This is a genomic window from Howardella ureilytica, from assembly GCF_054657495.1.
The window spans coordinates 59,389-83,348 of the sequence record NZ_BAAHYP010000009.1 but is presented as its reverse complement, the minus strand read 5'-3'; the positions used below and the strand labels follow the sequence as shown (position 1 = coordinate 83,348).

Annotated in this window: 18 protein-coding genes and 6 tRNA genes; 23 read left to right on the top strand and 1 reads right to left on the bottom strand. The window is 40.5% G+C overall.

Annotated features, from left to right (window positions below; translation table 11 throughout):
* The first annotated feature begins 104 nt into the window (after positions 1 to 104).
* From ACYQ1N_RS05580 to ACYQ1N_RS05550, 7 genes are all read left to right on the top strand, one after another.
* A tRNA-Asp gene (locus tag ACYQ1N_RS05580) sits at positions 105 to 178 on the top strand.
* A 37-nt stretch (positions 179 to 215) separates the two neighbouring features.
* A tRNA-Val gene (locus ACYQ1N_RS05575) sits at positions 216 to 288 on the top strand.
* 7 nt (positions 289 to 295) lie between these two features.
* Positions 296 to 367: transfer RNA gene (locus tag ACYQ1N_RS05570), tRNA-Thr, on the top strand.
* 7 nt (positions 368 to 374) lie between these two features.
* Positions 375 to 456: transfer RNA gene (locus tag ACYQ1N_RS05565), tRNA-Tyr, on the top strand.
* A 29-nt stretch (positions 457 to 485) separates the two neighbouring features.
* A tRNA-Met gene (locus ACYQ1N_RS05560) sits at positions 486 to 559 on the top strand.
* A gap of 4 nt (positions 560 to 563) precedes the next feature.
* A tRNA-Phe gene (locus ACYQ1N_RS05555) sits at positions 564 to 636 on the top strand.
* Positions 637 to 782: 146 nt separating this feature from the next.
* Complete coding sequence (locus ACYQ1N_RS05550) at positions 783 to 2,615, top strand: aminotransferase class I/II-fold pyridoxal phosphate-dependent enzyme (protein ID WP_459833763.1); 1,833 nt, start codon at positions 783 to 785, stop codon at positions 2,613 to 2,615.
* Between the two features lie 166 nt (positions 2,616 to 2,781).
* Here the strand turns inward: ACYQ1N_RS05550 and pyrG are convergent, their stop codons facing one another.
* The gene (gene pyrG / locus ACYQ1N_RS05545) at positions 2,782 to 4,386 is read right to left on the bottom strand and encodes a CTP synthase (protein WP_459833761.1); all 1,605 of its coding nucleotides are present in this window, start codon (positions 4,384 to 4,386) and stop codon (positions 2,782 to 2,784) included.
* Positions 4,387 to 4,739: 353 nt separating this feature from the next.
* Here pyrG and ftsH point away from each other — a divergent pair, with 353 nt between their 5' ends.
* The 16 genes from ftsH to rsmI all read left to right on the top strand — a co-directional run bounded on the left by ftsH (position 4,740) and on the right by rsmI (position 23,913).
* Complete coding sequence (gene ftsH, locus ACYQ1N_RS05540; protein ID WP_459833758.1) at positions 4,740 to 6,860, top strand: ATP-dependent zinc metalloprotease FtsH; 2,121 nt, start codon at positions 4,740 to 4,742, stop codon at positions 6,858 to 6,860.
* Between the two features lie 310 nt (positions 6,861 to 7,170).
* The gene (locus tag ACYQ1N_RS05535) at positions 7,171 to 10,665 is read left to right on the top strand and encodes a DNA polymerase III subunit alpha (protein ID WP_459833756.1); all 3,495 of its coding nucleotides are present in this window, start codon (positions 7,171 to 7,173) and stop codon (positions 10,663 to 10,665) included.
* A gap of 30 nt (positions 10,666 to 10,695) precedes the next feature.
* Positions 10,696 to 11,757 carry a class C sortase gene (locus ACYQ1N_RS05530; RefSeq protein ID WP_459833754.1) on the top strand — a complete coding sequence of 354 codons (1,062 nt, stop codon included), beginning with the start codon at positions 10,696 to 10,698 and terminating at the stop codon, positions 11,755 to 11,757.
* A gap of 35 nt (positions 11,758 to 11,792) precedes the next feature.
* Positions 11,793 to 12,536, top strand: coding sequence for a class C sortase (locus ACYQ1N_RS05525; protein ID WP_459833752.1), 744 nt, complete (start codon positions 11,793 to 11,795; stop codon positions 12,534 to 12,536).
* A gap of 120 nt (positions 12,537 to 12,656) precedes the next feature.
* Positions 12,657 to 13,751 (top strand): DNA polymerase III subunit, encoded by a 1,095-nt coding sequence (locus ACYQ1N_RS05520; RefSeq protein WP_459833750.1) that lies wholly within the window; start codon positions 12,657 to 12,659, stop codon positions 13,749 to 13,751.
* A 14-nt stretch (positions 13,752 to 13,765) separates the two neighbouring features.
* Positions 13,766 to 14,635, top strand: coding sequence for a PSP1 domain-containing protein (locus ACYQ1N_RS05515; protein WP_459833747.1), 870 nt, complete (start codon positions 13,766 to 13,768; stop codon positions 14,633 to 14,635).
* 350 nt (positions 14,636 to 14,985) lie between these two features.
* Positions 14,986 to 16,077, top strand: a complete 1,092-nt coding sequence (locus ACYQ1N_RS05510) for an ABC transporter substrate-binding protein (protein ID WP_459833745.1) — start codon at positions 14,986 to 14,988, stop codon at positions 16,075 to 16,077.
* Between the two features lie 40 nt (positions 16,078 to 16,117).
* The gene (locus tag ACYQ1N_RS05505) at positions 16,118 to 16,933 is read left to right on the top strand and encodes an ABC transporter ATP-binding protein (protein ID WP_459833742.1); all 816 of its coding nucleotides are present in this window, start codon (positions 16,118 to 16,120) and stop codon (positions 16,931 to 16,933) included.
* Entirely contained in the window at positions 16,930 to 17,850 is a 921-nt protein-coding gene (locus tag ACYQ1N_RS05500) for an ABC transporter permease (protein ID WP_459833740.1), read from the top strand. The genes ACYQ1N_RS05505 and ACYQ1N_RS05500 overlap by 4 nt, the downstream gene beginning before the upstream one ends.
* 11 nt (positions 17,851 to 17,861) lie before the next feature.
* Positions 17,862 to 18,389: a 2-oxoacid:acceptor oxidoreductase family protein gene (locus tag ACYQ1N_RS05495; RefSeq protein WP_459833738.1), complete on the top strand. Its 528-nt coding sequence runs from the start codon at positions 17,862 to 17,864 to the stop codon at positions 18,387 to 18,389.
* The gene (locus ACYQ1N_RS05490) at positions 18,386 to 18,667 is read left to right on the top strand and encodes a 4Fe-4S binding protein (RefSeq protein WP_459833736.1); all 282 of its coding nucleotides are present in this window, start codon (positions 18,386 to 18,388) and stop codon (positions 18,665 to 18,667) included. The genes ACYQ1N_RS05495 and ACYQ1N_RS05490 overlap by 4 nt, the downstream gene beginning before the upstream one ends.
* A complete protein-coding gene (locus ACYQ1N_RS05485; RefSeq protein WP_459833734.1) occupies positions 18,667 to 19,827 on the top strand; it encodes a transketolase C-terminal domain-containing protein in 1,161 nt (386 codons plus the stop codon). The genes ACYQ1N_RS05490 and ACYQ1N_RS05485 overlap by 1 nt, the downstream gene beginning before the upstream one ends.
* The gene (locus tag ACYQ1N_RS05480) at positions 19,827 to 20,729 is read left to right on the top strand and encodes a thiamine pyrophosphate-dependent enzyme (RefSeq protein WP_459833731.1); all 903 of its coding nucleotides are present in this window, start codon (positions 19,827 to 19,829) and stop codon (positions 20,727 to 20,729) included. The genes ACYQ1N_RS05485 and ACYQ1N_RS05480 overlap by 1 nt, the downstream gene beginning before the upstream one ends.
* 2 nt (positions 20,730 to 20,731) lie before the next feature.
* Entirely contained in the window at positions 20,732 to 22,072 is a 1,341-nt protein-coding gene (locus ACYQ1N_RS05475) for a phenylacetate--CoA ligase family protein (RefSeq protein WP_459833728.1), read from the top strand.
* Positions 22,073 to 22,192: 120 nt separating this feature from the next.
* Positions 22,193 to 22,981: a tRNA1(Val) (adenine(37)-N6)-methyltransferase gene (locus ACYQ1N_RS05470; RefSeq protein ID WP_459833726.1), complete on the top strand. Its 789-nt coding sequence runs from the start codon at positions 22,193 to 22,195 to the stop codon at positions 22,979 to 22,981.
* 65 nt (positions 22,982 to 23,046) lie between these two features.
* Positions 23,047 to 23,913, top strand: coding sequence for a 16S rRNA (cytidine(1402)-2'-O)-methyltransferase (gene rsmI / locus ACYQ1N_RS05465; RefSeq protein WP_459833723.1), 867 nt, complete (start codon positions 23,047 to 23,049; stop codon positions 23,911 to 23,913).
* Positions 23,914 to 23,960 lie beyond the last annotated feature (47 nt).

The window sequence follows — 23,960 nt, the reverse complement described above, 5'->3', positions numbered from 1 at the left end:
ATTGATGTTGATCATATGCAGTTTTGAAGGAACAATCTTTTATTGACAAATTTATATAATTTAGTTATTATAGTTTTTGTCGAGTTGATTTCAATCAATTACAAGGCCCGGTGGCTCAGTTGGTTAGAGCACCGCCCTGTCACGGCGGGGGTCAAGGGTTCGAGTCCCTTTCGGGTCGCTGAGAGCTTCGGCTCTTCATTATAATAATGCAATATGGGATCATAGCTCAGCTGGGAGAGCATCTGCCTTACAAGCAGAGGGTCATAGGTTCGAGCCCTATTGGTCCCATTTGTTTGCCGACATGGCTCAATGGCAGAGCAATTGATTTGTAATCAATAGGTTGTTGGTTCGACTCCGACTGTCGGCTTTTATATGGATGGATTCCCGAGTGGCCAAAGGGAGCAGACTGTAAATCTGTTGGCTTCGCCTTCGAAGGTTCGAATCCTTCTCCATCCACTTACAACATAAGTTGTTTAATTTTATATCGCGGGGTGGAGCAGCTCGGAAGCTCGTCGGGCTCATAACCCGAAGGTCACAGGTTCAAATCCTGTCCCCGCTACTATGCCTGGATAGCTCAGTCGGTAGAGCAGAGGACTGAAAATCCTCGTGTCACTGGTTCGATTCCGGTTCCAGGCACTGTATTTAAGCCACACCTTATGGTGTGGCTTTTGTTATTTCCCGTAAATAAATTTTATAACAAAATGAAAATATACGGTACATATAAATGTATGAAGGCGTGTTATATGGATTGTATATTTAATCGGATAATTTAAGGATGGTATATGAAGGATTCACTATACAAAAGACTATTAAGGTATGTAAACGATAATTACATACCTATGCATATGCCGGGGGCAAAAAGAAACAGTAATCTTATTGACATGCCGAATCCGTATTCTTTGGATATTACGGAAATTGACGGTTTTGACAACCTTCATAATGCGGATGATATTTTAAGAGATGAAATGGAAAGAGCCGCAAGGCTGTACGGTGCTGATGATTCTTTGCTGCTTGTAAACGGAAGCTCCGCAGGAGTGATAGCTTCCGTATCAGGGGTATGCGAAGAAGGGGATAAGGTTCTTATATCAAGAAATTGTCATATTTCGGTTTATAATGCTTTAATATCAAGAAAACTGGAACCGGTTTTTATTTATCCCGATTTATACGACGAAAAGTGTGGTATCGTTGATGCCGTTTTTACGGATGAGAATATATTTATTAACAATCCCGGTATTAAAGCTGTTGTTATTACATCTCCTACATATGAGGGAATAGTATCGGACATTTCCGCTATAGCCGATATTGCACACAGATACGGTGCCGTACTTATTGTAGACGAAGCTCACGGTGCTCATTTTCCTTTTAGTAATTTGTTTCCGGAAAGCTCCGTTACTAAGGGTGCTGATATTGTGATTACAAGTTTACATAAGACTTTGCCGGCATTTACTTCTTCAGCCTTGATGTTATTTAAAAAGACTTACAATGTAAACAATGCAGTTATTAAACCGGAATGTATTGTCAATGGGACTAAAGACCCTGCGATTAAAGATTTATTTTCTCAACAGGAGGAAAATATCCCAAAGAATAATACTTCTGAAAGTACCTGTGGATTTCACGGAGAGAATAATATAAGTACGGAAAATTATAAATACAGATTTAATATTGAACGCGTAAAGTATTTTTGGAATTTTCTTCAAACTACAAGTCCGTCATATTTACTTATGGGAAGTATAAGCGCCTGTTTTGATCTAATAGAGGAGAAGGGTGAAAAATTATTTAAAGAATATACAGACAGACTTGTCGGAATGAGAAGGCGACTGGTGAATTTGAAAAATATACGACTGTTGACATGTACAATGGATTATGAGTTCGATATAAATAATAAATCGGAAAATATTTATTTTGACAATAACAATTTCCTAAATACAGATTCCGTCAATTTATATCATGAAAATAAGTATTCTGTAAAAACGGATTCTGATAATTTACATTCCGGAAACAAGTATTTCGAAAATACGCATTATGAAAATTCGTATCAGGAAAATGAGGATTTTCCTGAAGTAATTAGGGATAAAAAAATTCTTTCGTTTGAAAGGTATGATATGTCTAAAATAGTCCTCATTTGTGCAGACGGGAAGTATTTATATGATATTCTGTTGAAGGAATACAGGATTCAGCTTGAAATGAGTTCATGCGGATATGTGATTGCTATGACGGGCATCGGAGATACAGATGAATATTATGAACGATTCTGCAATGCCCTGGAAGAAATTGATAATAAAATGAATGCATATAGATGCGGCGAAAACATGGAAATACATAATAAAATGGTTCGCAAGAGTACGGCAATGCTTCCGTCCGCAGCTGCGGATATGTTTCTGAGGGGGGATTTCGAACTAATTGACATAAATGATGCTGTCGGAAGAACGGCATGTGAAAATGTGTGCTGTTATCCTCCGGGAATACCTGAAATTATACCGGGCGAAATATGGAATAATCAAGGAATTGACAATATTGTAACGGCGGTTTGTCGCGGATTGGAAGTGCTTGGCGTTTATATTTTCGATGATTCCGGAGACGGTGGGAAGATATGTGTAAAGGTGCTTAAAAGATAATTATAAAAGAAAATTCGGATTTGAAATACGGACATCAGTTATTTTTACTCATTTGCAGTATATATAATGTTTGCCGTATCCTTAACATTTGAAATCCGAATAAGGAATTGAAAAGGGAGTATGAAAGATTCTTCATACTCCCTTTTGTTTTATCTGAAATGTAATATTAATTTTTAGCGTCTATAGAAGCCTTTATAAATCCCTTAAATAAAGGATGAGGTCTGTTAGGTCTTGATTTGAGTTCAGGATGAGCCTGTGTCGCAACGAACCATGGATGGTCCTTTAACTCTATCATTTCAACGATTCTTCCGTCAGGTGAAAGTCCGGAAAGAACACATCCGTTAGCAGTAAGTTCCTGCCTGTAATCATTATTTACTTCATAACGATGTCTGTGTCTCTCATGTACTGTTTCTTCACCGTATGCTTCATATGTCTTGGTGCCTTTATGAAGAACACAAGGATATGAGCCCTTTCTCAAAGTTCCGCCCAAATCATCTATATCTTCCTGATCCGGCATAAGATGAATAATAGGATGCATTGTATTAGGATCGAATTCTATGGAATTGGCATCCGTAAGTCCGAGAACATCTCTTGCAAATTCTACGAGAACCAACTGCATTCCAAGGCATATTCCAAGGTACGGAACCTTGTTTTCTCTTGCATATTTGATGGCTGAAAGCATGCCGTCGATACCTCTGTCGCCGAATCCGCCGGGAACAATGATACCGGAACAGTCGCCTAATAATTCAGCTGCATTATCATCGTTAAGCAGTTCCGAATCAATCCACTTAATATTTACGTCAGCTCTGTTTGCAACACCGCCGTGTTTGAGAGCTTCCACAACACTTAAATAAGCATCGTGAAGCTGAACATACTTACCTACGAGAGCTATATTAACGGAAGTTGCCGGATTTTTCCACGCGGTGCACATTTCCTGCCACTCGGTAAGATCGGGTTCGGGACAATCTATTTTGAGTGATTCGCATACTACCTGAGCGATACGCTCCTTCTCAAGAGCGAGAGGAGCTTCGTAAAGTATGTCCACATCGAGATTTTCGAGAACGTGTGACTTATCAAGATTACAGAACAATGCAATTTTGTCTTTGATACCCGGTTCCAGCGGAAGCTCGGTACGACATACGAGCACATCCGGCTGAATTCCCATGCTTTGAAGTTCTTTAACACTCATCTGCGTCGGTTTTGTTTTCATTTCACCGGAAGCTTTAAGATAAGGCACGAGGGTTACATGAACAATAATTGCATTCTCTCGGCCGACTTCGTGCTGGAACTGTCTGATGGATTCAATAAAAGGCTGACTTTCTATGTCGCCTACGGTTCCGCCGACCTCGATAATTGCGATTTTGGTTTTTTCGGTATCGTAGTCTCTGAAAAAGGCGGATTTTATTTCATTGGTTATATGAGGAATAACCTGAACGGTTCCTCCGCCGAAATCACCGCGGCGTTCTTTTCTGAGAACCGACCAGTAGATTTTGCCTGATGTTACGTTTGAACGTTTATCAAGGCTTTCATCTATAAATCTTTCATAGTGTCCGAGATCGAGATCCGTTTCGGCGCCGTCATCTGTTACGAATACTTCACCATGCTGAATCGGATTCATTGTTCCCGGATCGATATTGATATACGGATCGAACTTTTGCATTGTTACGGAAAATCCGCGGGCTTTAAGAAGTCTGCCTATTGATGCGGCAGTAATACCCTTACCAAGTCCCGATACAACTCCACCAGTTACAAAAATATATTTTACCGGCATGAAAAACCTCCTAAATGAATATGAATTGCATTGCAGTATCTGTCCATATTTGATATCTGCAGTCACGACAAATATTTTAAATATCAATTATAGTATATATATGTTAAAATTTCCATAGAGTATATACAATTACTTATTTAGAAATTTTCGTTTAGAAATTTTTTATTTATATATATTCTCATTTTATAGACATTATTAACATTATCTGTTATAAAATCTATTTATCAAAAACGATATTGTAAGTATCGATATGTTAATGAAAGGAATCTGTATATTAATTTATAATTTGCGGCAAGATGTCCTTATTTACGGGATATCGGCGGCATTTATCAGCGATTCATACAGAGGGGAAGATGAACGATTATAATAATAACAATCCACAAGGCGACAACAACGGCAAAAACAATAATAAGCGCGGCGGAGCGAGAGTTTTTGTGACACTTATTATTGCGGCAATAGTTACACTTATAATTATCAGTTCAATTCGAAGCGTTATTGACAATGTTAAATATAAGGAAACAAGTTACACCGAATTCTATAACAGTGTAAACTCCGGACGTGTTTCAGAGGTTAATTATGAATCGGACAGGATAACTTATAAGCTCAGAAGTGATGAAGAATATAATAAATATATGGATTCTCTGAAAGAGAATAATAACAATGAGCAGACGGATAATACTTCTCAAACATCCGCAGCAGCCATGGAATGGGCTCCTACTCAGACCACGGAAGCCGACAACGGCAACGATAACAAGGGGTTGTTCGGCACAATTTACTATACCGGTTTCGTAAATGATCCTCAGCTTATTAATCTCATGAAAGAACGGGGAGTTGTCGTTAACGCATATATTCCTGAGAAATCCAATGTTATTCTTGAAGCTCTTCTCGTATATGTCCTTCCGGTAGTTATCATGGTCATTTTCATGAGTTTTCTTCTCAGACGAATGGGCGGCGGAAGAAACGGAATCATGGGAGTCGGAAAGAGTCCGGCCAAGCTGTACAAACAGAATGAGACGGGAGTTACATTTAAAGATGTTGCCGGTCAGGCAGAAGCCAAGGAATCACTTCAGGAGATTGTAGACTTTCTTAAGAAACCTGAAAGATATTCTCATATCGGAGCCAAGCTTCCTAAGGGCGCTCTTCTTGTAGGACCTCCGGGAACAGGTAAAACTTTGCTTGCAAAGGCTGTTGCAGGCGAGGCGGGAGTTCCTTTCTTCTCATTATCAGGTTCGGATTTTGTCGAAATGTTCGTCGGCGTAGGCGCTTCAAGAGTAAGGGACTTATTTAAAGAAGCGAAGAACAGCGCGCCGTCAATTATTTTTATAGATGAGATTGATGCTATAGGTAAGAGCAGGGACAGCCGTTTATCAGGCGGTAATGATGAAAGAGAGCAGACTCTTAACCAGCTTCTTGCGGAGATGGACGGATTTGATTCCAATAAGGGATTATTTATACTTGCGGCAACAAACAGACCTGAAGTGCTTGATAAAGCTCTTCTTCGTCCGGGTCGACTTGACAGAAGAATCATAGTGGATAAGCCGGACTTAAAGGGAAGAGAAGATATTCTCAAGGTTCATTCCAAAAATGTTAAGCTGGACGAAACGGTCGATCTTCATGAGATAGCTCTTGCAACAAGCGGAGCCGTAGGTTCGGATCTGGCAAATATGATAAACGAAGCCGCTATAGGAGCCGTGCAGCACGGAAGAAGAGCCATTTCACAGAAGGATCTTTGGGAAGCGGTGGAAGTTGTAATTGCCGGTAAGGAGAAAAAGGACAGAATTCTCAGCAAAGAAGAGAAACGGGTTGTTGCATATCATGAAGTGGGACATGCTCTTGTTACGGCGCTTCAGAAGAATGCGGAACCGGTGCAGAAAATTACTATTGTTCCGAGAACCATGGGCGCATTGGGTTATGTAATGCAGGTTCCGGAAGAAGAAAAATACCTGATGACAAAGGATGAACTTATTGCAAGACTTACAACCATTCTCTCGGGCAGAGCTGCCGAGGAGCTTGTATTCCCTTCAGTGACTACGGGAGCTTCCAACGATATAGAACAGGCGACGAAGATAGCCAGAGCAATGATTACAAGATACGGAATGAGCAGTGAGTTCGGCCTTATGGGACTTGAAACCGTTCAGGATCAATATCTTGAAGGAAGAACCGTTTCAAATGTATCTGATGCAACGGAAACCAAAATAGATAATGAAATCAAAGCTCTTCTTGAAGAATGTTATGAAAATGCAAAGCACCTTATAAGCGAGAACCGTACGTCTCTTGACCTTATTGCCGAATTCCTTTTCAGAAACGAAACAATTACGGGAAAGGAATTTATGTATATTTTCAAAAAGTGTCAGGAAAATCCTTCGGTTACCATTGATGAACTTGAGGATGCAATAAAGAACAAATTATTTGAAAAGGAAAATGTATCCGATAACTGCACGGATTCTGATAATAACACAGACAATCTTAATTAAGTCGGATTGCCGTAAAATATAATTTCTTACGGTGTTAAGAATACTTTAGCAATTCAATACAGACGTTTTTGTGACGGTTTAAATTAAATATGTTTATGGACCCCCTTATTGCGGCGCTTTATTTCAGACATGAATGTTGCGCTTCAAAAGGGGGTTTTTAAAATGTTATAAATATATATTTTTATATAATTAAATATATATTTATTATTGAAAAAAATTGTTATAATTATTAATTACACAAAATATGTTTATTATATTGAATTATACGAAATCATATATGAAATAAAATGAAATTATACGGGAGGAGAATATGCCGAATTTCACACATTTGCATGTGCATACAGAGTATTCGCTGCTTGACGGGTCAAGCAAGATAAGTGAAATTACAAAACATGCGGCGGAACTGGGGATGAATTCGCTGGCGATTACGGATCACGGCGTTATGTACGGCGTAGTTGACTTCTATGAGGCCGCGAAGAAAAACGGAATAAAGCCTATTATAGGATGTGAGATATATGTGTCTCCCGGGTCGAGATTTGACAAAGAAAAGCAATCGGGTGAAAGCAAATATAATCATCTTATTCTGCTTGCGGAAAATAACGAGGGATATCAAAATCTCATGAAGATAGTATCCGTAGGATTTACCGAAGGATTTTACTATAAACCGAGAGTTGACTATGAAATATTGGAAAAATACCACAAGGGTATCATTGCCACAAGTGCATGCCTTGCCGGAATAATACCGAGAAATCTTACCATGGGTATGTATGACGAAGCGGTAAAAGAAGCTGTCAGATTAAGAGATATATTCGGTGAAGGAAACTTTTTTTTGGAGCTGCAGGACCACGGTATTGCTGCACAAAAGCAGGTTAACAGACAACTTATAAAGATGAGCGATGAAACAGGTATTCCGCTTGTTTGTACCAACGATGTTCATTATACATACAGTGAGGATGCGGAAGCGCATGATATTCTGTTGTGCATACAGACACAAACCACCGTAAATGATGAAAACAGAATGAGATATCCGGGAGGTCAGTATTACCTAAAATCACCGGAAGAGATGGCGGAATTATTTGATTACGTTCCGGAGGCATTGGAAAACACACAAAAAATCGCAGACAGATGTAATGTGACCATAGAATTCGGCGTTACGAAACTGCCTAAATTCAAGTATCCGAAAGAATTTGAATCTTCGTGGGAATATATTAATTTTCTCTGTGAAAAGGGATTGAAACTGCGATACGGAAATAGGCTCGATGACGGGGATTTTAAAAATGAAGTGACGGAGAGGCTTAATTATGAGCTGCAGGTAATTCACAATATGGGATATGTGGATTACTTTCTGATAGTTTGGGATTACATAAACTTTGCAAAGGAACACAATATTCCCGTGGGACCGGGCAGAGGTTCCGCAGCCGGAAGCATCGTGTCATATACATTATTTATTTCGGACATAGATCCGATTGAATACAACCTTGTCTTTGAAAGGTTTTTGAATCCGGAAAGGGTATCCATGCCCGATATTGATACGGATTTTTGTTATGAAGGCCGTGACAGGGTAATTAATTACGTAATAGAAAAGTACGGAAGTGAGTGTGTATCCCAGATTGTGACATTCGGAACAATGGCTGCGCGGGCGGTAATAAAGGATGTCGGAAGGGCTCTGGATATGCCATACGCCAAAAGAGACATGGTTGCAAAAATGATTCCTCAAACCATAGGGATAACCATCGATAAAGCCATTGAATTAAATAAAGATTTAAAAGAACTGTATGAAACGGATGAAGAAGTCACCGAATTGATTGACAGGGCAAGAAGATTGGAAGGTCTGCCCAGACACGCCTCCGTTCATGCATCGGGAATACTTATATGTGACAGACCTGTAGATGATTATGTGCCTCTTGCGGTAGGTGCGGATAATGCTGTTGTTGCCGAATTTACAATGACGACTCTTGAGAGGCTTGGACTTCTCAAAATGGATTTCCTGGGTTTAAGAACCCTTACCGTTATCAGAGATGCCGTTAATATGATTCGCAAAAAAAATCCGGATTTTTCAATTGATAACATCAATTATAAAGATAAAAAAGTATTTGATTATATAAGTACGGGAAAATGCGAAGGAATATTTCAGCTTGAAAGCTCGGGAATGAAGGCGTTTATGAAAGAACTTATGCCAAGAAGTCTTGAGGATCTCATAGCGGGTATTTCACTTTACAGACCGGGTCCCATGGATTTTATTCCGCAATATATAAAGGGGAAGAATAATCGCGGCAGTATAGTATATGAATCCGAAAAACTTGAGCCGATTCTTTCCTCAACTTACGGATGTATAGTTTATCAGGAACAGGTAATGCAGATTGTTCGTGATTTGGCGGGCTATTCATGGGGAAGATCCGACCTTGTCCGCAGAGCCATGTCGAAGAAGAAGTCGGACGTAATGGAAAAAGAACGAAAAAATTTCATATACGGCAACGAAGAAGAGGGCGTGGACGGATGTGTTAAAAGAGGTACGGATGAAAAAACCGCGGGAAAGATATTTGATGAAATGATAGATTTTGCCAAATATGCATTTAACAAATCACATGCAGCATGTTATGCGGTGATTACTTACAGAACCGCATATTTAAAAACTTATTATCCGGTGGAATTTATGGCGGCGCTTATGACGTCCGTGATAGATAACACGGATAAGGTAGCGGGATATATTTATTCATGCCAGCAAATGGGAATTGAACTTAAGCTTCCGAATGTAAATGAATCAGGAGAATATTTTGAAGCCGACAACGGGTCAATCAATTTTGCCCTGAATGAAATAAAAGCTCTCGGAAGACCGGTGATTCACCGAATCGTAACAGAGAGAAATTTAAACGGAAAATATAAATCCATGTCGGACTTTGTAAGACGGCTGTGTTCCGATTTAAACAGACGCAGTCTGGAGAACCTGATAAAAGCAGGAGCTCTTGACTGTTTTGAGGGAACAAGGAAGGCCAAAATTGCCGTTTCGGAACGCATGCTTGACAATGCCAACAAACAAAGCAAAGACAGCATATCGGGGCAAATGTCACTGTTTGACATTATGTCTCAGAGCGATATCGAAGATTCAAGTTTTGATATGAGAGTTCCGGATATTCCGGAAATGCCTTTAAAAGAACTGCTGGATAACGAAAAAGAAGTCCTCGGCATATATATAAGCGGTCATCCTCTGGATGAATATTCAAAGCTTTTCGGCAGGAAGACAACGGCAAGAGCGGTTGATTTTGCGGTAACGGAAGAAAACGGCGACGAGGGTGTTGAGGAAAAGAAGTCGAAATTGCCGGAAGGTTCCGTACAGACCATCGGAGGCATGGTCATTGCCGTGAGAGAGATAATGACCAAAAGAGGGGATCAGATGTGCTTTGCAACCGTTGAGGACAAAACCGGTTCTGTAGAAGTGGTTGTATTTCCGAGAATATATGACAAGTTCAGAAGACTGATTCATATGGACGCAAAACTTATTATTTCCGGCAAAGTAAGTATTGATGCGGATTCATCGGCGAAGCTTTTGGCGGAAACAATAACCGATATAGATGAAATGCAACGGGAAGTATGGGTAAGATTTGCAAATGAAGAAGCATATATAAAAGCCAGGGACAAAATAATCGGAATAAACGAACATTTTACGGGTAATGACTGTTTAATAGTTTATTGTGAAGAAGGTAAGAAAATGCTTGTTCTTTCCGATTCCGTATTGTCAAGCGACGAGTATATCAGACAGTTGAGAGAGATGTTCGGTGAAAAAAACGTGGCTTTAAGAATAAAATAAAAAGGTTACATTTTATATTAGGGTAACAATATGGGTAAAAAAAACAGAGTATCAGATAAATACATTTTTGTGGACGGTGTAAGTGAATACATGGCAAAGCGTAGGCGGAAAGCACGGCGTCAGAGAGGAGGCGGATATATATTCTTTCTGATAATATTTGCGCTGGGTGCCGCCATACTTATGTATCCCATTATTTCATCCATACTTGCGGACATGAAGATGAAAAGCATTACAAATAATTATATTCAGGAAGTATCCAACCTTGACGAGGGCGTTTACAGAAAATATCTTCAGGATGCGGTAGATTACAACAATTCGCTGTACAGATCGGCAGACGGAAAGACGCCGCTTGTTTATTCGGATAAACCGGAGGACATTGAGAGATATAATAAAGTTCTCAACTATTCAACGGTAATGGCTACCATTGAAATTCCCGCAATAAACGTAAATCTTCCGATAAAGCACGGAACGGACGTAAAGACACTGGAGAATGCAGTTGGACATTTATACGGATCATCGGTTCCCGTGGGCGGTACGGGAACTCACAGTGTACTTACCGCTCATGCGGGTCTTCCGAACAATCCGTTGTTTACGAATCTGGATCAGTTAAAGATAGGTGATGTATTTTACATCCATGTTATGAACCAGACGCTTACATATCAGGTGGATGATATAAGAGTGGTTCTTCCGCAGGATGTAAGTTCTCTTACCATAGATCCGAAGGAGGATTACATAACTCTCGTAACATGTACGCCATACGGTGTTAACAGCCACCGTTTGCTTGTAAGAGGAAAGCATATTTATCCTGACCGAATGACCGTTGACGAGAAATCCGACCTTAATGACAAGGCGAAAAGAAGAAGAGCTTTCAGTCAGATAGAAATACTTGAGATGATTGCGGCAGCGGCTGCCCTCGGTTTGTTTTCGATTATGCTGATTCTTTTTATTCTGTCAAAAAAGAATGATAAGAAGAGACTTGCAAGAATCATAAGAAGCGGATATACAACCATAGCTCTGGGAAGAACCGAATCGAAAAACACCGACAGGAGAGAAGACGATAATTATAAGATTATGGGCTCTGATTTACATTGACGGGATAAATGTCCGTTAATCGTTGGGGGAGAAGCATGGAAGATAATAATGTCAAAAAGAAGCGAAAAAAGAAAAAAATGAGTATCGGGAAAAAGATTGCTCTCATCGTTGTAATATCGGTATTTGTTGTGGGAGCCGGTATTTTCCTGTTCCCGTTTATAAATGACTGGTATCACAAAGGATTAAATTCCAAAGCGATAGCGGAATTTTCCGAGAAAGCAGAATCGAATACATTGACGACGGATTATGCCGGACTGAGAAAGGCTCTTGAGGAATATAATAAAAGTCTTGTCGAAAAAGGGCAGGGGAAAATCGTCGATGTTGACGGATATGAAATATTTCCGGTGGATATATCCAAATACGGACTCCCGAATGATATGATAGGTTATATTTCAATTCCCGCCATAGGCGAGAATCTGCCGATATATCTCGGTGCGGACTATAATCATATGGCCAACGGTACGGCAGTGTTGGGCCAAACTTCCGCACCTATAGGCGGCAATAATACAAATACCGTTATTGCCGGACACAGAGGATTTTACGGCGCAACAATGTTTAAATATATAGGAAAGCTGAACCCCGGTGATCATATTTACATTACAAATCCGTGGGAGAAGCTTGATTACAAAGTCACCGAAAGAATAATTATTAATCCGAACGAATTTGACAAGGTTCTTATTCAAAAGGATAAGGATATGATAACATTACAGACATGTGAACCATACGGTGCCACGGGAAAATACAGAATGCTCGTGTATGCCGAAAGGGTTAAAGGTTAAGTATAAAATTTATACAGGGACAATATAAATTAAGCGAGATAATAAGTTCTATAAGTCAGACGACAGTTATAACTTATTTAAGACATGTTTTAAGGAATAGTGGTATAATACCAGCAGATTATGAATAATAGAGGTGTTGTTTTGAGCAGTTTTGAAGATATTTGCGGACAGGATAATATTAAGACATATCTTACGAAAGCCATTAGTGCGGGAAAGCTGTCGCATGCCTATATTTTTAACGGAGAAAGCGGTTCCGGTAAGAGACTCCTTGCGGATGCGTTTGCGGAGACCTTACTGTGCGAGAATGTTGTAAAGCTTGTGAAGTCCGGCAATGCCGCAGATAAAGACATAAAACCTTGCGGAAAGTGCCATTCGTGCGTTCAGGCGGAAGCGGGAAGTAACCCGGATATAATAAGAATTAAATGTAATGAAGGCGCAAGAAAAAGCATAGGCGTTGATGATATAAGAGAGAATCTGATTAACGATATAGTTATTAAGCCATATGAATATGACAGAAAAGTATATATCGTGGAAGACGCGCAAAAGCTTACGGCTCAGGCGCAGAATGCGCTTCTTAAGACCCTTGAGGAGCCTCCGGAATATGCCGTTATAATATTGTTGGCAACCAATGCGGACATTTTACTCGATACAATTAAATCAAGATGTGTTGTTGTGGATATGGAAGATGTTCCGGGAGGAACCATGAAGACATATTTACATGAGCAATTTCCGAATAAGAGCGATTCGGAAATTGAATTTGCCGTTACATTCGCTGACGGTAAGCTCGGAAGAGCGATTGATTACCTGTCAAATCCGGATATGGAGAAGCTTAAGGATGAAGTTATTGATTTTGTAAAAAAAGTTCCGGATATGGCATTGTACGAAACCATGTCATACATAAAAGAACTGGATTCACATAAAGTTGACAGATTGGAAGATTATCTTGATATTCTTCAATTATGGTACAGAGACGTACTAATGTTTAAAAGTACAAGAGACATGAACAGTCTTGTGTTTAAATCGGAAATAACGGATATAAGCAGACAGGCGCAAAATGCTTCATATGAAGGTCTGAATAAAATTATTGAAGGCGTGGAAGTAATCAAATTGAGACTGGATGCAAATGTTAACTTTGATATTGCCGCAGAATTATTCTTAATCACTATTCATGAAGGCGTGGTCAACAGTTTATCGGAAGCGCATGAGCGTGATTAAGGAGGCTTGAGCCGGTGAAAGATATAATCAGTGTCAGAACGGAAAGGGCTGAACCGTTAAGTTTTTTCAGAGCAATGGGTTTGGATGTGAATCTGCATGACCATGTTATTGTTGAAACGGACAGAGGAGTTGAATATGGTGAGGTCGTCGGATTTACGGACGACAATAACCCGAAGGCAGAGGAACCCATCCGTTCAATTATCAGAGTGGCAACGGAAGATGACGACAGCCGCAATGAATTAAACAAACGCAATGAGTCTGAGTATTTCAACATATGCGAAGATAAGATAAAAGAACACGGTCTGAGCATGAAATTGGTCAGAGTAAAATGTCTGTTTGACGGCAATAAAATAATATTTTATTTTACTGCCGAAACAAGAGTAGACTTCAGAAGTCTTGTTAAGGATCTCGCATCCGTATTCAGAACGAGGATAGAACTGAGACAAATAGGTTCAAGAGATGAGGCAAGACTTATCGGAGGTCTCGGCGTCTGCGGACGAAACTTATGTTGTTCAAAGACTTTGCCGGAATTTGCCCCCGTTTCCATAAAAATGGCAAAGGAGCAGAATCTGCCGCTTACTCCCACAACCATTTCGGGAATATGCGGCAGACTGATGTGCTGCCTGTCATATGAGAATTCGACTTATCTTGATCTTAAGAGGAATATGCCCAATATCGGCATGGAAATTACCGTTGCCGAAACCGGGAAAAAAGGAAAGGTAACGGCGGTTAATGTCCTCACACAGATGGTTCGGGCGGAAGTGGAGGATAAAGAGGAAACTCAGATAGAAGAATATAACGTAAAAGATCTCATATTCAAAAAGGTGATACGCCCCGGTGACGAAAGGGCGCTGCACCCAAGAGATATGGATATAGAAGAATAAATTAAATATACGATTGTTTAAAGGATGTTTTCCGGATTTTACCGGAGACATCCTTTTTTTATTGAAAATTAAAGCAATAATTAAAAATTATATACACAGTGTAGAGATAAAGTATAAAAAATTTTTATAACACTTAATAAAATATATATATTTTTCATTTTTTTGAATTATGTGTAAATTACACTACATAAACAAAATGATTACGTAACGGGAGGAAACAGAGATGAAAATGTGTTTAATGCGAATGTGACGCTTAATAATTGCAACGAAGAAAAATGACCGATAAATATTTAACATTGTGAAAATTAAGAAAGGAAAACAGTAATCTGACAGTTACTGAAGAATGATAAATGAAGAAAACAATTATAACGGGAATTATTGCGGGAGCTTTTGCATTAACACTTACGGCATGCGGAAACGCGGATACAAAAACCGCGACCGCGACCGCGGCTGCAAATGCGGAAGGACTTGAGAAAACTGATTTTAACTTGGGATACTTAAATTCAACTGCTCATCTTTTGGCGTTTGTGGCTCAGGAAGAAGGATATTTTGCGGATGAAGGACTTAATGTAAATCTTACGCAGTTTTCAAGTTCATCGGAGCTTGCGTCGGGACTTGAATCCGGAAAACTGGATGTTGCGTTCATAGGTTCGGTGCCTGCAATCACATTTCAAAGTCAGGGGCATGACCTCACAATCTTCGGGGGAGCAATGACTAACGGACACGGATATGTAATAAAGCCTAAATATACGGAAGGCGTAAATGATGTCGATGTTCATATATTGAAAGGTAAAAACGTCGCTTCGGTAAAGAACAGTATTCAGGACGCGGAGCTTCAAATTATATTGAAGAATGAAGGAATCAAAATAGGAACGGGAAGCGATGAGGTTAACATAGTTTATTTTGACAGCCAGAAAGACGCATATGCGGCATTACAAAGTGATTCAATAGATGCGGCGTCCGTATACTCACCTTATGCTTCGCTTGCGAAAGGACAGGGATATGTGCCGGTTTATTATTGTTCTGAGATAGAAGAACTGAAAAATCAGCCATGTTGCCGCCAGGTTGCAACTACGGAGGCGCTTAACAACAATCCAAAATCATATAACGCTTTTGAGAGAGCTTTGATTAAAGCATATAAATTCTCCCAGGAAAACAGAGATAAGACGGTTGAAGATGTTAAAAAATATATCGACATCGATCCTGAATATATAAATACGGAGATATACGGAGGATACGGAACTTCAAGTCCGGATCCGGATAAGCAGGCAACGGAGGAACTTAAGAAAAGCATAGTAGATATCGGATATACAACAGACTATGATATCAATCCTCTCTACAATACATCCGTTTATAAGAACGCTCTTGACAGTCTTTTAAACGAAAATCAGGGAGACGCAACATATACGGAACTTGAGAAGCACTTTTCTCAATATGAATAATAAGGCGGGTTAACCGTCACGCAAGAAAAGGGTGAAGAAATTGGGGAAAATAGAGATTAAAAATCTGACAGTCGAATATACGGAAAAAAAGAATAAATTTAAAGCTCTGGACGACGTTACATTTACCGTTGAAGACGGAGAATTTGTAAGCATTATCGGATCCAGCGGATGCGGTAAAAGCACGCTTTTAAGTATTCTTGAAGGCATTAATTATCCGTCATCCGGATCTGTGACCATAGACGGAAAACCGATAACGGGTACCGGAACGGACAGAGGAGTCGTATTTCAGCACTACTCCCTTTTTCCTTGGATGACGGCAAGAAATAACGTGGCATTCGGTATAAAGCAGGCAAAAAAAGAACTCAACAAAAGAGAAAGGCTTGCACTGGCGGATGAATATTTGGACAAGGTGGGACTTGGCGATTTCGCGGATAAATATCCGAACCGGCTGTCGGGAGGCATGCAGCAAAGAGTGGCTATAGCAAGGGCTCTTGCAATGGATACGGATATTCTTCTTATGGATGAGCCTTTCGGAGCCATTGATGCGAAAAACAGAGTCAATCTTCAAAAGCTCCTTATGAGGCTGTGGGAAGGTTACGGCAAAAGAAAGACCGTGGTTTTCGTAACTCACGACCTTGACGAGGCAATATTGCTTTCGGACAGAATTATCTTAATGTCTCCGGGTCCGGGGCGCGTATATAGGGAAATCAAGGTTCCGTTTGAGAGACCGAGGAATATAAAAGAGCTTATCAGAACGAATGAATATAACATTTTCCATGAAGAATTGCTGTCATTGTTTCACGGAGAAAACATTGATGAATTCGATGACGACAAAGATGAGGTGGTTTTGGAATGACATTGAAAAAACGATTTTTAAGGGTGACAAATTTCCTGTTTGCGGCTCTTTTGGCGGTTCAGCTTTTGCCGGATTCCATATCCGGAGAGGTATATACGGAATATCTCGTTTGGTTTGCAATAGGGCTTGAGGCATTGGTGCTTGTTGTTTCGACTCTGGCAAAAAAGGAAAAAAGTCTTAATCTGTTTTTGGATATAATCGGATTCGTATACGGATTTTTGACGGTTTGGACACTTTTGACAAACAAATTTAATATTTTAAACAAAGCTCTCTTCCCGCCTATGGGAAAGGTGTTTTGGCAGGCCGTACAGGATTCGGATAAGATTTTTGTCAACATAGGAAGTTCGCTTGGAATTATCGCACAGGGATACTTTATTGCTTTGGCTGTTGCAATACCTCTGGGACTTTTTCTCGGCTGGAACGCAAGAGTGGGAGGAGCGGCAACATATATTTCAAAGTTTTTCGGTTCGATTCCCCCGATAGTTTATATACCTTACGGAATAGCGCTTTTACCTACTTTCCGTTCGGTTTCGGTGTTTGTAATATTTCTTGCAACATTTTGGCCTGTTCTTGCGAGTACCATGAGCGGCGTTGTTAATGTTGAAAAAAAGATTACGGATTCGGCAAAGGTTCTTAACGTGAATAAAAGAACGATGCTCTTCTCGGTAATATTGCCAGCATCCGTTCCTCAGATATTTATAGGATGCAATCAGGGGCTTTCGGTTTCTTTCATCTTGCTTACTTCGGCAGAGATGATAGGGGCGCAGAGCGGAATGGGATATTATGTGAAACAATATTCCGATTTCGGAGATTATACGCGTACCATAGTGGGACTTCTTGTCATAGGTGTGGTAGTTACTTTGGTTGCGCTTTTGGTTAACAAATTACAGTCATATTTACTCAGATGGAAGAGATAACGGTGGATCAGATGATAGAGATATTATGGCACGGAAGAGGCGGCCAGGGAGCGTTTACCGCAGCAAAACTGTTGGGAGCCGCATATTCCGCAAAGGACGGCAATTATTCGATTGCATTTCCTTCTTTCGGACCTGAAAGAAGAGGGGCTCCCGTAAGAGCGTTTACAAAGCTGGACAGTCGCCGGATCGGAGACAGAAGCGAAATTGAAAAAGCTGATTATGTTATATATCTTGACGATACATTATTTTCCGATTCCTTTGATGAACTTAAGGAAAACGGGAAAATTATTATCAACACAAAAAAACATTTTGATGATAAAAGAATAATCGCAGCAGACGCCGATGCCATGGCGAATGAGATAATCGGCAGACCTATAACAAATACGGTTATGCTGGGAGTTTTGGCGGGAGTATCAAAGATAACGGATTATGAAAATATTGCGGAAGCAATAAGAGGGTATATGCCCGAAAAGCTGCATGAAAAGAACATAAAGGCCGCGGCCGCGGCATTTGAATCGGTGAGCGGGGTGAGTAAATGAAACCTTATTTGAGAGATAAAATACCTGAGATTCCGGATGCGCCGTCATATGAAGCCGGGTATCTGGTAACGGAAAACGCCGGTTGGAGAAGTGAAAAGCCCGTCGTATGTCCGGAAAAGTGTACGGGATGTCTTCAATGCTATCTTTACTGTCCCGACGGCGTTATATCAAAGGACAAAGAGAATAATAAAGTAAAGGTGGACTATGATTTCTGCAAGGGATGCGGAATATGCCGCAGAGTATGTCCTTTCGGAGCCATAGAAATGGAGGCGGAATAATGGCAAAGAAATTTTTATCGGGAAATGAAGCGTTTGCCGAGGGGATACGCCTTGCAAAGCCCCTTGTCATATCGGCATACCCCATAACACCTCAGACAACGGTGGTTGAAAGGCTTTCGGAAATGGTTGCGGACGGCAGCCTTAAATCGGAATTTATACATGTTGAATCGGAACATTCGGCTCTTTCGTGCGCCATAGGAGCTTCTGCCGTGGGGGCGAGAACGTTTACGGCAACGTCTTCACAGGGACTTCTGTATATGGCGGAATGTCTGACATATGCTGCAGGTGGTAGATTTCCGATTGTAATGATGAACGCCAATCGTTCGACGGCGCTTCCATGGAATATCTACGGAGATCAGAGAGATTCAATATCTCAATTGGACAGCGGATGGATTCAGGCATATGCGGAAAATGCTCAGGAGAGTCTGGATCTTGCGCTCATGAGCTACTACATTGCGGAAAATATTAAAGTATCCACGCCTTTTATGACAAATCTGGACGGTTTCGTTTTAACTCATACATATGAAGTGGTGGATGTTCCGGATGAGGAGCAGGCTGATGCATTTCTTCCTCCTTTTAAAACGGATAACAAAATAGATTTTGATAATCCAAAAAACATGGCTTTTTCGGCAGGACCGGAACAGAATACCGTATTTAAGTACAACGAACATATGGGGATTATGAATGCCAAAGATGTAATAAAGGAGGCGGAAAAGAAATTTGCCGATATATTCGGAAGAGAATATACGGGACTTATCGAAACATACAATACGGAAGACGCCGATTATATAATAATCACTTTGGGAAGCGTGGCCGGTCTTGTGAAAGAAGCGGCAGACAGGTTAAGAGAAGACGGAGTAAAAGCGGGAGTTATAAGAATCAGATATCTCCGTCCTTTTCCGAATGAAGAAACAGCCGAAGCCGTAAAAAATGCAAAGGGAGTTGCGGTACTTGAAAAGGATATCTCCTTCGGAAATGAGGGAACCGTATATACAAATGTTAATTCGGCTCTCAGAAAGAACAATGTTAATATCCCGACATCTAATTATATCGGAGGATTGGGAGGAAAGAACATTTCGTGCCGCGAAATTGAGAATATATACAGAAATCTTGAGAATAACATATATGGAATACATTTCTTGGGGATAGGTGAACAGTAATGGCATTAAATGCAAAAAATCTAAATGAAGAGGAATACTTTTTCGGACATAAGGCATGTGCCGGATGCGGAGGAAGTCTGGCTTTAAGAATTGCCCTTAAGGTGCTAGGAGAGCGTTCCGTTGCGGTAATTCCCGCCGGATGCATGTCTGCAGTAAGCTTTAATTTTCCGCAGCTGTGTTTTTCAAATAATGCAATTATTTCAACATTTGCAGGCACGGCTTCAATGCTTACCGGCATAGAAGCGGGGCTGAGAGCACAGGGAATAACCGATTTTCATGCCGTGGGTTTTGCGGGAGACGGCGGAACGGCGGATATAGGACTGCAGGCATTATCCGGAGCAATCGACAGAAATGACAACATACTCTATATATGCTACGACAATGAAGCATACATGAATACGGGAATGCAAAAGAGTTCTCTTACCCCGTTCGGAGCAGCCACAACCACAACTCCGAACGGTAAAGCAATTCACGGCAATATCAGACCGAAAAAAAACATGTTTGAGATAATTGCGGCGCATGACATACCTTATGCGGCAACGGCAAGCATAGGATATATTAATGACTTTATGAATAAAGTTGAGAAGGCCTCTAAGATACGTGGAACAAAGTACATTCATGTTATGGCTCCTTGTCATACCGGCTGGGGAATAGAGCCGGATATTACGGTGGATATTGCAAGAGAAATCGTTGATTGCGGTTTATGGTATCTTGCGGAATACGAGAACGGCACATATACACTCAACAGAAGACCTAAGGAGTTTTCGGACGTGGGAGAGTACCTTAAAAGACAGGGCAGATTTAAACATCTTTCAGATGAAGATATAGAACTTATAAAAGAATCAAGAGACAGAAAATGGGATTTCATAGATAAAAATTTTAAAACTACAGGTGGAAAATAATTATGAGCAGGGATATAAACAGTAAATATTGGAATGAAGAATTAGAAACGCTGCCTAGAGAAGAATTGGAAAAAAGACAGCTTGAAGATTTAAAGGAAATTGTAAAGTTTGCATATGACAACGCGCCTTACTATAAGCGTTCTTTTGATGAAGCGGGAGTTAAACCGGAAGACATTAATGAACTTTCGGATATTCGGAAGTTTCCGTTTATTGACAAAAGAACTCAGAGAGATACACAGGGGGTGGGATCATTTCTGGGAGAGTTATGCGCGGTACCCGAAGAAGAAGTTGTATTTATCTCCACATCGTCGGGTTCCACGGGAGTTCCTACGGTAAGCCCGTTTACAAAAAAGGATTTTGACGAATTCCAGGAAACAGAGAGCCGTTGGTTTTGGCAAATAGGAATGCGCCCTACGGACAGATACCTGCACGGCCTTAACTTTTCGCTTTATGTGGGAGGACCTGATGTTATCGGAGCTCAGAATCTCGGCGCCTTATCCATATGGGGAGGTACTCTTCCCAGCGAAAGACTTTTGTTTGTACTGAAGACATATCAGCCTACGATAATGTGGACAAGTCCTTCATATGCATGGCAGTTGGGAGAAAAGGCGTTAAAAGCCGGAATCGATCCAAAGAAAGACCTCAGCATAAGAAAGATAATAGTGGCCGGAGAACTGGGAGGTTCCATTGACTCCACAAGGAAGGCTATTGAAGACTTATGGGGAGCAGAGATATTTGACTTTTACGGCTTATCCGACATTTTCGGAGCCTGTGCCGCCATGTGCGAAGAAAAAGACGGTCTTCACATTGCGGAGGATCATATTCTTGTTGAAACCGTGGATATTAATACGGGAGAAGTATTGCCTCCGGGTGAAACCGGTGAACTTGTATATACAACTTTAAGGAAACACGCAAGACCTCTTATTCGTTTCAGAACCGGAGACATAGGAAGAATAGATACATCAGTATGTAAATGCGGAAGAACTCACGGCAGAATCCATATAAACGGAAGAAAAGACGATATGTTTATTATTTCGGCCGTAAATGTATTCCCAAGCGATATCGAAGCGGTTGTGCGTGATCTCAAGGGGATTACGGGAGAATACAGAATAAGAGTATTTGAGGATAACTTTGCATGTAAATACAGTGTTGAAATTGAGAGAAATGAAGATAATACGGAAAAAGACGAAGAGATTGCCGAAAGAGTGAGCATTTCATTAAAGAGCAGAATCGGAGTAAAGCCTCATTCCGTAACGGTACATAAGTACGGGGAGCTTGACACCCGCTCCGAACACAAGTCAAGCAGAGTTATTGACGAAAGAAAAGGCGACTATGTAATTTGAATGTAATTCGAATTACAATTTTATCCGTTATCTGATAGAATAAAGAAAAATATCGGAGAATTAATGATGACGCATGTCTTTCGGTTACCCCGGTGACCATGCGCTTTCATGTGCGGGAATATGAGTGAAAGAACGGATGACTTGGAAATAGGCGGTTTTAAAATAATTCAGGACACAGCGTTATTCTGTTACGGAATAGACGCTGTTCTTTTGTCTGCATTTGCCGATGCATCAAAAAAAGACAAATGTCTGGATCTGTGTACAGGCAACGGAGTTGTGCCGCTGCTCATGTATGCAAAGGGAAAGGGAACGGACTGGACGGGTGTGGAGCTTCAGAAGCGTTGTTCCGACCTGGCAAAGAGAAATGTCGAATTAAATAATGTCTCCGGACATATTGAAATAACAGAAGGCAATCTGTGCGATATACCGAAGGGGAAATTGCATATAAGTAAAAGAGAAAATCGAATAATAGAGAGAAGTGATAATTCAGAACCGTCGTGTTCGTTAAAGGATGCATTTGACGTGGTAACATGTAATCCGCCGTATATGAAGGCGGGAACGGGATTAAAAAATTCCGCAAGTCCCATAGCCGTCGCAAGACATGAAATCGAATGTAATTTCCGTGATGTTGCAAAGGCCGCTTCTTACAGTTTAAAAATAAAAGGGAAGGCTTTCTTTGTGCACAGGCCGAAGCACCTCATATCTGTTTTTGAAGATTTGAGAAAGGAAAATCTTGAGCCGAAGAGATTGAGAACGGTTCATTCATTTGAATATTCGCCTGCTACATTGGTGCTTATTGAAGCCGTAAAGGGAGGCGGAGAACAGTTGATTATTGAAAGCCCTTTGATTATATATAAAGAAGAGGGAGTATATACGGATGAATTAATAAGACTTTACGGGAAAAATTAATAAAAGCCTATAATATACATAAGGATAACATACGGAAAGACATTAAATTATTACGGGATAAGATTATGCAAAACGAATCGGAAAATTACGGAAATACGGGAACATTGTATCTGTGCGCCACACCTATAGGAAATTTGGAAGATATAACACTTAGAGTGTTAAGAACCCTTAAGGAAGTTGATGTCATTGCGGCAGAGGACACCAGAAACAGCATACATTTGCTGAATGCCTATGATATTGACACGCCCCTTACAAGCTACCATGAATATAATAAGGTATCAAAGGCCAGAACTCTTGTGCAAAAGTTATTAAAGGGTGAAAACATAGCTTTAATAACCGATGCGGGAACGCCGGCAATTTCGGATCCGGGAGAAGAAATTGTTAAACAATGTATTGAAGCGGGAATAAAAGTCACATCTCTTCCCGGAGCATGCGCATGTATAACGGCTCTGACCATAAGCGGGGAAGATACGAGAAGATTTGCCTTTGAAGCATTCCTTCCGACGGATAAGAAACTGAGAAACAGAATCCTTGAGGAATTGAAGGAAGAGACAAGAACAATAATAATGTATGAGTCGCCGCATCACCTTGTAAGAACATTGTCAGAACTCAGAGAAACTTTCGGAGGAGACAGACATACGGCGGTTATAAGAGAACTTACGAAATTACATGAAACGGCAATGCATATGACATTGGACGAAGTTATAAGATATTATGATTCAAACGATCCGAGGGGAGAATATGTCATCGTGGTTGCGGGCAAAAGCATGGAATTGCAGGATGAAGAAAATAAGCGTAAATGGGAAGAGATGCCCCTTGAAGAACACATGAAATATTACGAAGACATGGGAATGGACAGAAAAAGCGCCATGAAAGCGGTCGCTTCTGACAGGGGAGTCGCCAAGAACGTAATATATAAGCAGTTGTTGTAAACCGAATGCATGTGTTGCTTTTATCCGTCCGGCGGATGGTGAAATAA

Coding starts and splice junctions, on each gene's coding strand:
- rsmI (WP_459833723.1), top strand. CDS start 23,047: ATGCAAAACGAATCGGAAAATTACGGAAATACGGGAACATTGTATCTG.
- ACYQ1N_RS05490 (WP_459833736.1), top strand. CDS start 18,386: ATGAAACCTTATTTGAGAGATAAAATACCTGAGATTCCGGATGCGCCG.
- pyrG (WP_459833761.1), bottom strand. CDS start 4,386: ATGCCGGTAAAATATATTTTTGTAACTGGTGGAGTTGTATCGGGACTT.
- ACYQ1N_RS05480 (WP_459833731.1), top strand. CDS start 19,827: ATGGCATTAAATGCAAAAAATCTAAATGAAGAGGAATACTTTTTCGGA.
- ACYQ1N_RS05470 (WP_459833726.1), top strand. CDS start 22,193: ATGAGTGAAAGAACGGATGACTTGGAAATAGGCGGTTTTAAAATAATT.
- ACYQ1N_RS05500 (WP_459833740.1), top strand. CDS start 16,930: ATGACATTGAAAAAACGATTTTTAAGGGTGACAAATTTCCTGTTTGCG.
- ACYQ1N_RS05510 (WP_459833745.1), top strand. CDS start 14,986: ATGAAGAAAACAATTATAACGGGAATTATTGCGGGAGCTTTTGCATTA.
- ACYQ1N_RS05485 (WP_459833734.1), top strand. CDS start 18,667: ATGGCAAAGAAATTTTTATCGGGAAATGAAGCGTTTGCCGAGGGGATA.
- ACYQ1N_RS05550 (WP_459833763.1), top strand. CDS start 783: ATGAAGGATTCACTATACAAAAGACTATTAAGGTATGTAAACGATAAT.
- ftsH (WP_459833758.1), top strand. CDS start 4,740: ATGAACGATTATAATAATAACAATCCACAAGGCGACAACAACGGCAAA.
- ACYQ1N_RS05495 (WP_459833738.1), top strand. CDS start 17,862: ATGATAGAGATATTATGGCACGGAAGAGGCGGCCAGGGAGCGTTTACC.
- ACYQ1N_RS05530 (WP_459833754.1), top strand. CDS start 10,696: ATGGGTAAAAAAAACAGAGTATCAGATAAATACATTTTTGTGGACGGT.
- ACYQ1N_RS05525 (WP_459833752.1), top strand. CDS start 11,793: ATGGAAGATAATAATGTCAAAAAGAAGCGAAAAAAGAAAAAAATGAGT.
- ACYQ1N_RS05535 (WP_459833756.1), top strand. CDS start 7,171: ATGCCGAATTTCACACATTTGCATGTGCATACAGAGTATTCGCTGCTT.
- ACYQ1N_RS05520 (WP_459833750.1), top strand. CDS start 12,657: ATGAATAATAGAGGTGTTGTTTTGAGCAGTTTTGAAGATATTTGCGGA.
- ACYQ1N_RS05475 (WP_459833728.1), top strand. CDS start 20,732: ATGAGCAGGGATATAAACAGTAAATATTGGAATGAAGAATTAGAAACG.